This is a genomic window from Streptomyces sp. NPDC047315, assembly GCF_040643215.1.
Lineage (GTDB): Bacteria > Actinomycetota > Actinomycetes > Streptomycetales > Streptomycetaceae > Streptomyces.
Genome location: NZ_JBEYTZ010000038.1, coordinates 50618 through 64309, shown reverse-complemented (window position 1 = coordinate 64309; position 13692 = coordinate 50618). Strand labels below are relative to the sequence as shown.

10 protein-coding genes are annotated in these 13692 nt (G+C 72.0%); 3 read left to right on the top strand and 7 right to left on the bottom strand.

Features of this window, described 5'->3' with window-relative positions; translation table 11 throughout:
- Positions 1-29 precede the first annotated feature (29 nt).
- Positions 30-1703: a sensor histidine kinase gene (locus tag ABZ842_RS32790; RefSeq protein ID WP_361545204.1), complete on the top strand. Its 1674-nt coding sequence runs from the start codon at positions 30-32 to the stop codon at positions 1701-1703.
- Positions 1700-2395 carry a response regulator gene (locus ABZ842_RS32785; protein ID WP_361545201.1) on the top strand — a complete coding sequence of 232 codons (696 nt, stop codon included), beginning with the start codon at positions 1700-1702 and terminating at the stop codon, positions 2393-2395. Before ABZ842_RS32790 ends, ABZ842_RS32785 begins: the two co-directional genes overlap by 4 nt.
- A 289-nt stretch (positions 2396-2684) precedes the next feature.
- Here ABZ842_RS32785 and ABZ842_RS32780 read toward each other — a convergent pair whose 3' ends face one another.
- The 3 genes from ABZ842_RS32780 to ABZ842_RS32770 all read right to left on the bottom strand — a co-directional run bounded on the left by ABZ842_RS32780 (position 2685) and on the right by ABZ842_RS32770 (position 6916).
- A complete protein-coding gene (locus ABZ842_RS32780; RefSeq protein ID WP_361545198.1) occupies positions 2685-3398 on the bottom strand; it encodes a response regulator transcription factor in 714 nt (237 codons plus the stop codon).
- Between the two features lie 62 nt (positions 3399-3460).
- Complete coding sequence (locus tag ABZ842_RS32775; RefSeq protein ID WP_361545195.1) at positions 3461-4627, bottom strand: histidine kinase; 1167 nt, start codon at positions 4625-4627, stop codon at positions 3461-3463.
- 171 nt (positions 4628-4798) lie between these two features.
- A complete protein-coding gene (locus tag ABZ842_RS32770; protein WP_361545192.1) occupies positions 4799-6916 on the bottom strand; it encodes a DNA topoisomerase IV subunit B in 2118 nt (705 codons plus the stop codon).
- Positions 6917-7363: 447 nt separating this feature from the next.
- Between ABZ842_RS32770 and ABZ842_RS32765 the strand changes: the two genes are divergently transcribed.
- Entirely contained in the window at positions 7364-7594 is a 231-nt protein-coding gene (locus tag ABZ842_RS32765) for a hypothetical protein (RefSeq protein ID WP_361545189.1), read from the top strand.
- Between the two features lie 224 nt (positions 7595-7818).
- On the opposite strand, the gene ABZ842_RS32760 is transcribed toward ABZ842_RS32765, so the two are convergent.
- From ABZ842_RS32760 to ABZ842_RS32745, 4 genes are all read right to left on the bottom strand, one after another.
- Positions 7819-8634, bottom strand: coding sequence for a serine protease (locus tag ABZ842_RS32760; RefSeq protein ID WP_361545186.1), 816 nt, complete (start codon positions 8632-8634; stop codon positions 7819-7821).
- A gap of 212 nt (positions 8635-8846) precedes the next feature.
- Positions 8847-10400: an RNA polymerase sigma factor gene (locus ABZ842_RS32755; RefSeq protein WP_361545183.1), complete on the bottom strand. Its 1554-nt coding sequence runs from the start codon at positions 10398-10400 to the stop codon at positions 8847-8849.
- 387 nt (positions 10401-10787) lie between these two features.
- The gene (locus ABZ842_RS32750; RefSeq protein ID WP_361545180.1) at positions 10788-11672 is read right to left on the bottom strand and encodes an FCD domain-containing protein; all 885 of its coding nucleotides are present in this window, start codon (positions 11670-11672) and stop codon (positions 10788-10790) included.
- Between the two features lie 218 nt (positions 11673-11890).
- Positions 11891-13657: an ATP-binding cassette domain-containing protein gene (locus tag ABZ842_RS32745; protein ID WP_361545251.1), complete on the bottom strand. Its 1767-nt coding sequence runs from the start codon at positions 13655-13657 to the stop codon at positions 11891-11893.
- Positions 13658-13692: the final 35 nt, after the last annotated feature.

Genomic DNA, 13692 nt, shown 5'->3' with positions numbered 1-13692 from the left:
CGCAGCCCGGCACCGTACCGTTCCTTTCCATGAGCACCGACCAGTCCGCCTCGCCCCGCCGCCGCCGCTTCGGCTGGCCGCAGCGGGTGTTTTCGCAGGTCCTGCTCATGCAGCTGGTCATCACGACCGGTGTGACCGTACTGGCCACCGGGCTGTTCCTGGCGCCGCTCAGCGCCCAGCTCGACGACCAGGCGATGCGCCGGGCGCTGGCCATCGCGCAGACGACGGCGTCGCCCGAGGTCGCGGAGAAGCTGATCGCCAGCAGCCCCACCCCCGACGGCCCGGTGCAGGCGGAGGCCGAGCGGATCCGCAAGGCCACCGGAGCCGAGTACATCGTGATCATGGACCGGGGCGGGGTCCGCTGGTCGCACACCTCCCGCGAGGAGATCGGCCGCGTGGTCTCCACGGACCCCAGCGTCCCGCTGGCGGGCCGGGAGATCATGGAGATCGACAGCGGCACCCTCGGGCGCTCCGCCCGCGGCAAGGTCCCGCTGCGCGACGCCCACGGCGACGTCATCGGCGCGGTGTCGGTCGGCATCGAGTACGACAGCGTCCGCGACCGGCTGTTCTCCGCGATCCCCGGGCTGGTCGCGTACGCGGGCGGCGCCCTGGCCGTCGGCGCCATCGCCGCGTACCTGATCTCCCGGCGGCTCCAGCGGCAGACGCACGACCTGGCGTTCTCCGACATCTCCGCACTCCTCGCCGAGCGGGAGGCGATGTTGCACGGCATCCGCGAGGGGGTCGTGGCGCTCGACGCGTCGGGCCGGGTGCGGCTGATGAACGACGAGGCGCAGCGGCTGCTCGGCCTCGAATCCGACGGCAAGGGGCTGCCGCTGGAGCAGGTCCTGGGCGAGGGCCGCACCAGCAGGACCACCGACGTGCTCACGGGCCGGGTCACCGGCGTGGACCTGGTGACCGTGCGCGGCCACCGGGTGCTGATCGCCAACCGGATGCCGACCGACGACGGAGGGGCCGTCGTGACCCTGCGCGACCGCACCGAGCTGGAGCAGCTGGGCCGGGAGCTGGACGCCACCCGCGGGCTCATCGACGCGATGCGGGCGCAGGACCACGAGCACGCCAACCACATGCACACCCTCCTCGGACTGCTGGAGCTGGAGATGCACGACGAGGCGGTCGAGTTCGTCACCGAGGTCGTCGGGGTGCACCGGGCCACCGCCGAGCAGGTCACCGAGCGCGTCCACGACCCGCTGCTGGCCTCCCTGCTGGTGGGCAAGACCACGGTGGCCGCCGAGCGCGGCGTCTCGCTGAGCATCGCCCCCGAGACGCTGCTACCGGACCGGGTCGTCGACCCGCGCGAGCTGGTCACCGTCGTCGGCAACCTGGTGGACAACGCGATGGACGCCGCCGCCGGGTCCGAGGACCCGTGGATCGAGGTCGAGCTGTACGCGGAGGGCAGCACGGCGGTGCTCCGGATCACCGACAGCGGGCCCGGGGTGCCGCCCGAGCACCGCGACATGATCTTCACCGAGGGGTGGACCACCAAGGAGCTGCCCGCCCACGGCAAGCGCGGCCTCGGGCTCGCCATGGTGCGCAGGCTCGCCCAGCGCCAGGGCGGCCACGTCGAGGTGCGGGAGGCGCCGACCGGCGGCGCCGAGTTCATCGTCGTCCTGCCGGAGGCGCTGTCGGAGCTGGGCGACTCCGGCGAACCCCAGCAGCACGCCACGGCCGGGGAGGTCCGATGACACAGCCGCAGACGATCGACGTGCTCGTCGTCGACGACGACGTCCGGGTGGCGCAGATCAACGCCGCGTACGTCGCAAAGGTGCCCGGCTTCCGGGTAGCCGCGACGGCCCACTCCGCCGCCGAGGCGGTCGCCCGGATCACCGACGCGCCGGTGGACCTGGTCCTGATGGACCACTACCTGCCGGACGGCAACGGGCTCGCCGTGGTGCGCGAACTGCGCAGCCTCGGCCGGCAGACCGACGTGATCATGGTGACGGCCGCGCGGGACGTGGCGACGGTGCAGGCGGCGATGCGCCACGGCGCGCTCCAGTACCTGGTCAAACCGTTCAACTTCGCCGGGTTGCGCACCAAGCTGGAGGCGTACGCCGGGCTGCGGCGCACCCTGGGCCGCGGCGGCGAGGCGGAGCAGTCCGAGGTGGACCGGATCTTCGGGGCGCTGTCGGCCGGTTCGATCGCCCCCGACCTGCCCAAAGGCCACTCCCGGACCACGGCCGAACTGGTGCGCCGGGTCCTCCAGGCGGCCGACGGCCCGCTGTCCGCCCAGGAGATCGCGGAGCGGGCGGGAGTGAGCCGGCAGACGGCACAGCGCTACCTGAAGCTGCTGGAGCGCGGCAGCCGGGTCCGCCTGAGCCTGAAGTACGGCGAAACGGGCCGCCCAGAACACCGCTACCTGTGGTCGACGGGCACCTAGCCAGCCGCGCGTTCCTGCCTCTCTTGACGCAGCCGCCGCTTCCCTCGGGGAGCGTTGGTCTCCCCCGGCCGGTGGGTGGCTTGTCGCGCAGTTCCCCGCGCCCCTGATTCGCTTCCCCCGTCATTCGCCCGCGGGCCGGAGGTGGAGGGGTTTAGGGGCGCGGGGAACTGCGCGACAAGCCACAGACGGCCTGCAGACGCCAACGCTCAGCCCGCCGCACGGCGAAACCGCGTCTGCCGCCGAGGCGACCGCGCATCTGGAAGGGGCTCAGGGCCCGTGGGCCAAGGGCTCAGCCCGCGCCCGTGCCGGTGCGCGGCGGCTGGGCGAGCCCGTTGCGGTACGCGTACCGCACCGCCTGCGCCCGGTCGTGCAGCCCCGCCTTCGCGAAGAGGTTGTTGATGTGCGTCTTCACCGTCGCGGTGGAGATGTGGAGGCGGCGGGCGATCTCCGGGTTGCTCAGCCCGTCCGCGATCAGCGCCAGCACCTCGCCCTCGCGGCCGGTGAGCCCGTCGGGCAGCTTCGGAGCCGGTGGTTCCGGGGCGGCGGCCACCCTTTCGAGCAGTTTGCGCTGGACGTCGGATGAGAGCCCGGCGCGGCCGGCCACCACGTCCTGGATGGCCCGTACGATCGCGTCGCCGTCCGCGTCCTTGGTCAGATAGCCGCGCGCACCGGCCCGCAGCGCGGGGAAGAGCGAGTCGTCGTCCGCGTAGGTGGTGAGCACGACGACCTGGGTGCCCGGGTACTGGGCACGGATGCGTCGGGTGGCTTCCACGCCGTCGCAGCGCGGCATGCGCAGGTCCATCAGGACGGCCTCCGGGGCCAGTTCGGCGACCAGCGCGACCGCCTCTTCCCCGTCCTTGGCCGAGCCGACGACCTCGATGCCCGGCAGCAGCCCCAGCAGCATCACGATGCCCTCGCGCACCACGGCCTGGTCGTCCGCGACGACCACCCGGACCGGAGCGCCTTCGTCCGCGGCCGGAGCCGTTCCGCTGTCCCCACGCACCTGTGAACCGTCCGCCCCGCTCGTACCGTTGGTCCTCATGTCCTCCGCGCCGCCCCCACCCGTCACAGCGGCACCCACAACCGCACCATGAACCCCGTCCCCTCCGGTCCCGCATCCAGGGTGCCGCCGAGCAGTTCCGCCCGTTCGCGCATCCCCAGCAGACCGTACCCGGAGCCGGAGACTCCGAGCGCGCCGCAAGGGCCGGTGGCCCCGCTGTCGCGCACCTCCAGGGTCACGCCGCCTTCCGCGTACGCCAGCCGGATCCGCACCGAGCAGCCCGGGGCGTGCTTGCGCGCGTTCGTCAGCGCCTCCTGCGCCACCCGCCGCACCGCCTGGGACGCCTCGGGGGTCAGGGGCCGCGGCTGCCCGTCGACGACGACCACGGCGCCGTCCTCCGCGGCGATCTCCCGCAGGTGGTCCTCGGCGGACGCCAACTCGCCGCGCAGCGCGGAGAGCGCCTGACGGGTCTCCACCAGCCCTTGTCGCGCCATGCCGCGGGCCGCGGACACCCGCTCCAGCACCTGGTCGCGAAAGGGCCCCTGCGGGCCGCGCTCGACCTGGATGCGGGCGGCCTCCAGGTGCACCAGTTGCGCGGAGAGGCTGTGGGCGAGCACGTCGTGGATCTCCCGGGCGATCCTGGCGCGCTCGGCGAGCGCCGCCGAGGTGGCCTCCGCCTCCCGCGCGGCCCGCTCCTGGGCGAGCAGACGGAAGCCGGTGCCGCGGGCCTGGGCGTCCAACCGCAGCGCGTACCCGCCCAGAACGATCCCGGAGACGGTGATCGCCCGCCCCGGCGCGTTGGCCTGCGGCATGATCGCCGTGAAGAAGGCGGCCAGGGTCACCGCCCCCGCCAGCGCGAAGGCCAGCGGCAGCCGCTCCATCGCCAGCGCCGCCCCGGAGATCCACAGCACCGCCGCGGACACCTCCGCGCCCGCTCCGTACGCCCCCCAGCCCAGCAGGCTGAGGAAGCCGAGCAGGCCGAGCGAGGCCAGCAGGCGGTTGCGCAGCGTCAGTTCGAGGAAGCCGCCGAAAACGGCGACGGTGACGAGGAGCCCGACGACGGGCAGCGGGAACCGCCAGCCGGTGAAGCCGCCCGACGCGTACGCGCTGGAGACCGCCCACGTCGCCAGGGAGCCCATGAGCACGGCGTCCAGTACGATCCTGGGCCTCGGCACGCCCAGCCGCGTCAGCGACTCCCGCGCCGGCCAGGCGAACACACTGCTGCCGGTCACCACGGCACCGCCCCTCCCTGCTGCCCGTCGCTGCCCGTCCCGTACCCCGTCGTCCCCCGGTGGCCCTTCGATGCTAGGCAGCGGCCGGGCGGCCCGGGAATCGCCCCGGGGGTGGAGTCCAGGACTCCACCCCCGGGTGGGCTCGTGCGCAGCGCGGCGCCGCGCTGCGGGTCAGGCGTCGATGCGCGAGCGGTCCAGCGTGGCCGCGGAGCTGGTGATGAACTCCTTGCGGGGCGCGACCTCGTTGCCCATCAGCAGGTCGAAGACCTGCTCGGCGGCGTCCAGGTCGCCGATGTTGATCCGGCGCAGCGTGCGGTGGCGCGGGTCCATGGTGGTCTCCGCGAGCTGGTCGGCGTCCATCTCACCGAGGCCCTTGTAGCGCTGGATGGCGTCTTTGAACCGGACGCCCTTGCGCTGGAACTCCAGCAGCGTCTGGCGCAGTTCGTTGTCGGAGTACGTGTAGACGTACTTGTCCTGGCCCTTCTTGGGCTGGACCAGCTCGATCCGGTGCAGCGGCGGCACGGCCGCGAAGACCCGGCCCGCCTCCACCATCGGCCGCATGTAGCGCTGGAAGAGGGTGAGCAGCAGACAGCGGATGTGGGCGCCGTCGACGTCGGCGTCCACCAGGAGGACGATCTTGCCGTAGCGAGCGGCGTCGATGTCGAAGGTGCGCCCGGAGCCGGCCCCTATGACCTGGATGATCGCACCGCACTCGGCGTTCTTCAGCATGTCGGAGACCGAGGACTTCTGAACGTTGAGGATCTTGCCCCGGATGGGCAGCAGCGCCTGGAACTCGCTGTTCCGGGCGAGCTTGGCGGTGCCCAGCGCGGAGTCCCCCTCGACGATGAAGAGCTCGCTGCGCTCCACGTCGTCGCTGCGGCAGTCGGCGAGCTTGGCGGGCAGCGTCGAGGACTCCAGGGCCGTCTTGCGGCGCTGTGCCTCCTTGTGCTGACGTGCGGCGATACGGGTACGGGCGGCGGCGACGGCCTTCTCCAGCACCGCGCGCGCCTGTGCCTTGGCGTCCCGCTTGGTGGACGTCAGGAACGCCTTGAGCTCCTTGGCGATCACGTTCGCCACGATCCGGTTCGCCGCGGAGGTCCCGAGGACCTCCTTGGTCTGCCCCTCGAACTGCGGCTCGGCCAGCCGGACCGTGACGACCGCGGTCAGCCCCTCCAGGGCGTCGTCCTTGACGACGTCGTCCTCGGCCACGCGCAGCAGCTTGGCGGCGCGCAGGACCTCGTTCACCGTCTTGGTCACCGCGCGCTCGAAGCCGGTGACGTGGGTGCCGCCCTTGGGGGTGGCGATGATGTTCACGAAGGACTTGACGGTGGTGTCGTAGCCGGTGCCCCAGCGCAGGGCCACGTCGACGCCGAGTTCGCGGGTGACCTCGGTGGGGGTCATGTGGCCCTGGTCGTCCAGGACGGGCACGGTCTCCTTGAAGGTCCCCTGGCCGGTCAGCCGCAGCACGTCGCAGACGGCCCGGTCCTGGGCCAGGTACTCGCAGAACTCGCTGATGCCGCCGTCGAAGCGGAAGATCTCCTGGCTCTTGCCCTCGCCCTCCAGGTCCCGCTCGTCGCGGACGACGATGGTCAGGCCGGGCACGAGGAAGGCGGTCTGGCGGGCGCGCTGGTGCAGCGTCTCCAGGGAGAGCTTGGCGTCCTTCAGGAAGATCTGGCGGTCGGCCCAGTAGCGGGTGCGCGTGCCGGTGCGGGTCTTGGGGATGCGCTTGCCCTTGCGCATGCCGTTCTGGGGGTCGAAGGGGGATTCGGCGCCCTGCTCCGTGAAGACGCCGGGGACGCCGCGGCGGAAGCTGATGGAGTGCGTGGCGCCGCCCAGGTCGACCTCGACGTCCAGCCGGGCCGACAGGGCGTTCACCACGGAGGCGCCGACGCCGTGGAGGCCGCCGGAGGCCGCGTACGCGCCGCCGCCGAACTTGCCGCCGGCGTGCAGCTTGGTCATCACGACCTCGACGCCGGACAGCCCGGTCTTGGGCTCCACGTCGACCGGGATGCCGCGGCCGTTGTCCTGGACCTCGACCGAGCCGTCCTCGTGGAGGATCACCTCGATGCGGTCGCAGTAGCCGCCGAGCGCCTCGTCGACCGAGTTGTCGATGATCTCCCAGAGGCAGTGCATCAGACCGCGGCTGTCGGTGGAGCCGATGTACATGCCGGGGCGCTTGCGGACCGCTTCCAGACCCTCAAGGACGAGGAGGTGCCGCGCTGTGTAGTTGGAGCCGTCACGCTCCGCAGTCAGCAAAGCTGTGGACGGCACGGACGTTTCGGCGGTCACGCGGTTCGCTCCTCGCTGAATTTCAAATGTGGCCCAGTGGGGTAGAGCCCCGGCGTCGGTCGCCGGATCAGAGGGTACCGACCCCTGATAGAGCCGATGTAACGCCACCCTCGCCTTTTCTCATCGTAGTCCAGAGTCGCACGGACGTTCGATGCCCCGATGGGGTGACGCGAACATCACGTTCCCTTCGAGGCATGAACCATTTAGGCTCCGGGCACGTCCTCTTGAACAACCGGCAAGCCAGCCGGCGAGGGCCACCCCAGCCAGAGACAAGCCAAGCAACGCGAAACCCGTAAAGCCATGCAATACGGCTCATTCGCCGCCACCTGGTAGCAGACAGCCACCTCGGGAGGAAGTTTTCGAGGAAAAGCCCCGAGCGGGAACGTTTTCGGGCTGGTTGGATGTTGACCCTGGTACGACAGCTCGTCGAGCTAGAGAAGAGGCGACGTGACTACTGTTCTGACACCCGCGAGCCCGCTGACGGCCGCTGACCGCTGTGACCGCTGCGGCGCCCAGGCATACCTGCGCGTCGTCCTGACCAGCGGCGGTGAACTGCTCTTCTGCGCCCACCACGGACGCAAGTTCGAGCCGGAACTCAAGAAGATCGCCGCGGAAATACAGGATGAGACCGACCGACTCACGGCCGTACCGGCCCGCGTCGGAGATGAGGATCACTGACACCTCGCATCCACGACGAGCCAAGGTCGGTCCCGGACCGGCCGACGGGCGGTCACCCTTGATCCTCAAGGGTGACCGCCCGCTCGCGTATCCCGCTGCGCGACCGTAACGGCCCTCGCCCGCACACGGACGCCCGGATCACGCAGACCCCAGACACACACCGAGCACCCGCCCGAGGCCGTATCCGTACGCCCAGGGCCCCCGTAGCGCCCCCTGAGGCGCTCCTACGGCAGCGGCACGGACGAGACCCGGGTGTAGACACCGGGGCTCTCCGCCCTTCCGCAGCCGCTCCCCCACGACACCAGCCCGATCAGCTTCCCGCGGGCCACCAGGGGCCCGCCGCTGTCCCCCTGGCAGGCGTCCCGGCCGCCCTCGGACGTTCCCGCGCAGAGCATCGTGTCGGCCGCGTAGCGCCCGTTCAGACCCCCGGGATAGGCCCGCTCGCAGTTGCGGTCCGCGAGTACGTCGACGTCCGCCGCCCGCAGCGCCGACGCATAGCTGCCGTCGCCCTCCGTGTCGCCCCAGCCGTACACCTTCGCCGGCGTCCCCGGCTCGTACGCGGGATCGCCTGCCGGGGCCACCGGCAGCACCCGGAACGCCGGCAGCTCCTCCGCCAGCGTCAGCAGCGCCAGGTCCGAGCTGTTCGTCCCGGCGTCGTACTGCGGCGTGATCCAGTGGCCGCTCACCGCGACCTCCTGCCCGTCGGAGGAGGCGAGCTCGGTGCGCCCCACGATCACCCGCAGGTCCTTCACGCCGCTGACGGGCCCGCCGAGCACGTTCCGGCTCAGGCAGTGCGCGGCCGTCATGACCTTGTTCGGGGCGACCACCACACCGCCGCAGAACTGGCCCGCCCGCGTTCCCCCGAACCGGTCACGGCTCGCGAGGGCGACGACCCACGGCGTATCGGAGACCTGGACCGGGAAGCCGCCCACGACGATGCTGTCGGCCGCTGCCGGCGCGGACGAGGCAAGTGGCGCCACGGCTCCGGTGGTGACCAGGGCGAGCACTCCCGTCAGGGCTCGGACAAGGGAAGGGCGCATGCGTTCTCCTGACTCTGCGTGGACGACTTCACCACTCAGCGTCAGTCAGTACCCCGTCGCGCGCACCCTCGCACCGCACGGAGCTGACGCACACCTGTGCCAGCCGTACGCACCGCGACGGAAACGGCGCCACGACGAAGGCCGGACACCCCTCACGTCGAAGGCCGGACCCCTTGTGGGGTCCGGCCTTCGACACGCTCGCTTCGGTCGGGTCAGTCGAGGTAGTCGCGAAGGACCTGGGACCGCGACGGGTGGCGCAGCTTCGACATCGTCTTCGACTCGATCTGCCGGATGCGCTCACGCGTCACCCCGTAGACCTTGCCGATCTCGTCCAGCGTCTTCGGCTGACCGTCGGTCAGGCCGAACCGCATGGAGACCACGCCGGCCTCGCGCTCGGAGAGGGTGTCCAGCACGGAGTGCAGCTGCTCCTGGAGCAGCGTGAAGCTCACCGCGTCGGCCGGGACCACGGCCTCGGAGTCCTCGATCAGGTCGCCGAACTCGCTGTCGCCGTCCTCGCCCAGCGGGGTGTGCAGGGAGATCGGCTCGCGACCGTACTTCTGGACCTCGATGACCTTCTCCGGGGTCATGTCGAGCTCCTTGGCCAGCTCCTCCGGCGTGGGCTCGCGGCCCAGGTCCTGGAGCATCTGGCGCTGCACGCGCGCGAGCTTGTTGATGACCTCGACCATGTGCACCGGAATGCGGATGGTGCGGGCCTGGTCGGCCATGGCGCGGGTGATCGCCTGCCGGATCCACCAGGTGGCGTACGTGGAGAACTTGTAGCCCTTGGTGTAGTCGAACTTCTCGACGGCGCGGATCAGGCCCAGGTTGCCCTCCTGGATCAGGTCCAGGAAGAGCATGCCGCGGCCGGTGTAGCGCTTGGCCAGGGAGACCACGAGCCGGAGGTTGGCCTCCAGCAGGTGGTTCTTGGCGCGCCGGCCGTCCTCGGCGATGATCTCCAGCTCGCGCTTGAGCTTGGGGGCCAGCTTGTCGGCGTTCGCCAGCTTGTCCTCGGCGAAGAGGCCGGCCTCGATGCGCTTGGCCAGCTCCACTTCCTGCTCGGCGTTGAGGAGGGGGACCTTGCCGATCTGCTTCAGGTAGTCCTTGACTGGGTCGGCCGTGGCGCCGGCGACCGCGACCTGCTGCGCGGGAGCGTCGTCCTCGTCCTCGTCGGACAGCACGAAGCCCTTGCTCTCGCCCTCGGCCTCTTCGTCCTCGCCCTTGCCGGGCTGGACGTCGTCCATCAGCTCGTCGGTGTCGACGGGCTCGTCGGAGTCCTTCTTGGCCGTGGTCTTCTTGGCCGCGGTCTTCTTCGCGGCGGTCTTCTTGACCGCCGTCTTCTTCGCCGCCGTCTTCTTGGCGGCGGCCTTCTTGGCGGGGCTCACGGCGGACTCGTCGCCGGCCTGCACGTCGACGGTCTCGGCCGTCGGCGCGGCCGTGGCGGCGACGGTCTTCGCGCGCGTCGTCTTGGCCGCGACGGTCTTGGTGGCGGTGCGCTTCGCCGGGCTCTTCGCAGCAACGCTCTTGCGGGAGCGCTTGGGCGACTCTGCGGCACTGACCATCAGCGTCACACCCTCTTCCTCAAGAATCTGGTTGAGGCTGCGGAGAACGTTCTTCCACTGGGTTGGCGGAATCTGGTCAGCCTCGAAGGCCCGACGCACGTCATCGCCGGCGATCTGCCCATCAGCCTTTCCCCGCTCGATGAGCGCCATCACAGACTCGGACTCGGCGATCTCCGGCGGGAGCGTACGGGATGTGCTGGCCGACACGAACAACCTCTCGGAACGATTGAGAACGGCTTCCGGCTCAGCCCATGATCGGACCGGAGCCGACGACCACCGGGCTGCGGATGTGCCGGTGGCGCGGGCGGAACCAACCTCGGAACTCCACAGCGCCACGAGCGGCGGCTGTATTCCCTCCTCGGCTGTCACCTCTTAGGTCATCGCGGTGCTTCCCGGAGCGTTACGCACAATCCGCGTGGCCCGAGTCACACGACAAGTGCCGCGAAACCGGATGGATCGGATGTTCCTCCTGCAAGTGTGCCGCGCCGGTGCGCCGCGCAACCATGCCGCCGGACCCCTGGGATCCGGCGGCATGAGCAGGGCGCGGACACGGTGTGCGTACGCCCCCGTACGCCCGGCGCCACGGCCCGGCGTTCAGTGCTCGCGCGGGGCGGGAACCACTCGCTCCACCTCGGGGTGGACGACGAGCAGTTGGCGCATCGCGGACTCGGCGGCCGGGGCGTCGCCGGCGGCGAGGGCCTCGACGATGCGGGCGTGGTGGGCCAGGGTGACCTCGTTCGGCCGGTCACAGCCGGTGACGGGGCCGCCGGAGACCTGGAGCGCGGCCGAGACGATGCCGGAGAGGTGCTCCAGCATGCGGTTGCCCGCGAGCTGGATCAGCAGGGTGTGGAACTCGTTGTCGGCGCGGGAGAAGGTGATCCCGTCCCCCTGGGCCAGGGCGTGGCCCATGATCTCGACCATGTCGGCGAGGCGCTGCTGGACGTCCTCGCGGCCGTGGCCCGCGGCGAGGCGGGCGGCCAGGGGCTCGATGGTCCAGCGCAGCTCGCACAGCTCACGGCGCTGGTCGTCGCGCTGCGGCCCGAAGGCGCGCCACTCGATGATGTCGGGGTCGAGGAGGTTCCAGTCGCTGACCGGGCGGACCCGGGTGCCCACGTTCGGTCGGGCGCTGACCAGCCCTTTGGCCTCCAGGACGCGCAGGGACTCGCGCACGACGGTGCGGGAGACCTCGAAGCGCTGCCCGATCTCCTCGGGAACCAACGGGCGGTCGGCGCCCAGGTCCCCCGAGACGATCATCTGGCCCAGCTGCTGGACGAGTTGGCCGTGCAGTCCACGGCCCCGGCTGCCTGCGGCGCGACGTCCGGCGCGGCCCAACTCTGCCTCGGGGCCGTCCCATGCGGGCGGCGAGACTCGGTCGGGGGCGTGGGAGTCCGCGTAGGGGTATCGGTCGACTTCGCCCGGGCCGGCGAGGCCGGACTCGGCGGGACGGGCGGTCATCATGGTCTGGGCAAGGGTGCTCACGCATCCTTTGTCGGCGCGCCCTCCACGGGCCTTGAGGTCTTTGGTGAAAAGCACACGAAAGGGTGATCGGCGCTTCCCCCACAATTGACGACTTATCGGATAGAAGCGGTCATTTCACCGAGAAGTCGAGTGTCAGCTGACCCGATCATCCGAGGGTGTGACCGACGGTCGCGCCGGACCGGGCCGGGCGGCGGGGGCTTCGACGGCCCGGGCCGGGGTCACCACCGCACCCTGCGGCGCAGTCCGGTGACGGCGTACGCACAGACCAGCGCCGCCAGGGAGAGGGCCAGCGCCACACCGACGGGGCGGGTGAGCAGCCGGGCGCCCGCCATCAGCCAGATGTCGGCCTGGTGGGGCAGCTGCACCCAGGCGAGGTCCCTGAGCCGGTCGGGCAGCCCGGCGACGGAGCGCACCGAGGGGGCGCTCAGCGCCTTCTGCACGAGGGGGGCGACGGCGACCGGTACGGCGAGGACGGCGGCCACGCCCGCGGCGGTCGCCCGGAACGTCCCCGCGGCGAGGAGGCCGGCCCAGGCGCAGCCGACCGCGAGCCCGCCCCAGGCGGCGGCCAGCGCCGGCCAGTTCCCGGGCAGGACGGTGGCGTCGGGGCCGTAGAGCAGGCGCAGGGCCTGGAGGTCGGCGACGGCAACGAGCAGGGCGATCAGCAGGGCGGCGGCGGCCGTGACGGCGAGTTTGGCGAGCAGCAGGCCGACGCGGCGGGGCACGGTGCCGCGCGCGGCGGCCAGCGCGGGGTAGCGGTGCTCGTCGCCGAAGGCGAGCGCGCCGATCAGGCCGGCGCCGAAGGCGGCGGGGGGCAGCGGCAGGACGTCGGGCCAGGCGGCCACGGCGTCTTGCAGCGGCGTGTGCTGGGAGCGGGCGAGCATCAGGCTGAGGCCGACCGAGACGAGCAGCGCGGCGCCGACGACCAGGGCGGCCGTGCGCACGCCGAGGAGGCGGTGGAGTTCGTACCGCAGGGGGCGCGCGGGGGCGGTCATCGGGCGGGGCACGGGAAGGGCGGTGCTGATGCCGTCGACCCCCGGGCGCTTCTTGCGGGCGGGGGCGGCGGACGCCGACTCGTCCTGCGGCTGCGGAGGCCGCTCGCCGTCGGGCGCGCTGCCGGCGTCCCGGGTCTCTTCGACGAGCCGGTGGACGAGCAGGCCGTGGCGGTACGCCGCTTCGCCGACCTCGGCGCAGCTGCTGCCGTAGATCGAGAGCGCCCCGCCGGGCTCCGTCACCACCTCCACCGAGCGCCGGGCGGCGCGGGCCTCGCGGTGGACGACGTCGGCGAGGCGGACGGCGTGCGGGGTGCGCACGGCGACGCGGGGCCGCAGCCGGGTGCGGCCGAACTCGACGGCGTCCTGGTCGGCGACCAGGCGCCCGGCGTCGACGGTGACGACGCGGTCGGCGAACCGGACGGCCTCTTTGGGGTCGGCGACGGTGCACAGGACCGTTCCGCCGCGCTCCGCGTGGCGGCGCAGCATCCCGTACAGCCAGCCCTGCTCCCGCGGGGACAGCCCCTTGGCCGGCTCGTCGAGCAGGAGCGTCTGCGGGTCGCCGATGAGGGCGGTGGCCAGCCCGAGCCGTCGGTCCATGCCGAGCGGCAGCGCGCCGAGCCGTTCGTCCTTCGCCCCTTCCAGTCCGACGACCTCCAGCAACTCGTCCGCGCGGGCCAGGGGCACCCCGGCCGCCGCGCACAGCATGCGCAGCTGACCGCGGGCCGTCCGCGCGGGGTGGCCGGGGACGTCCCCGAGCAACGCGCCGACCTCGCGCGCCGGATGGGCGAGCTGGTGCAGGCGGTTGCCGCGGAAGTACGTGACCCCGAGTCCGGGCTCCAGGCCCAGCATCAGGCGCAGCGCGGTCGTCTTGCCCGCTTCGGGGCCGCCGAGGAGGGCCGTGACCCGACCGGAGTCGGCCTCGAAGGTGAGGTCGTCGAGGGCGGGCGGGCGTTCCCCCCGAGGGGCGCTGGTCAATCCGATGGCCTGGAGCATCGTTCTCTCGCGGGGCGCAGAAGGGACGCCGCGCG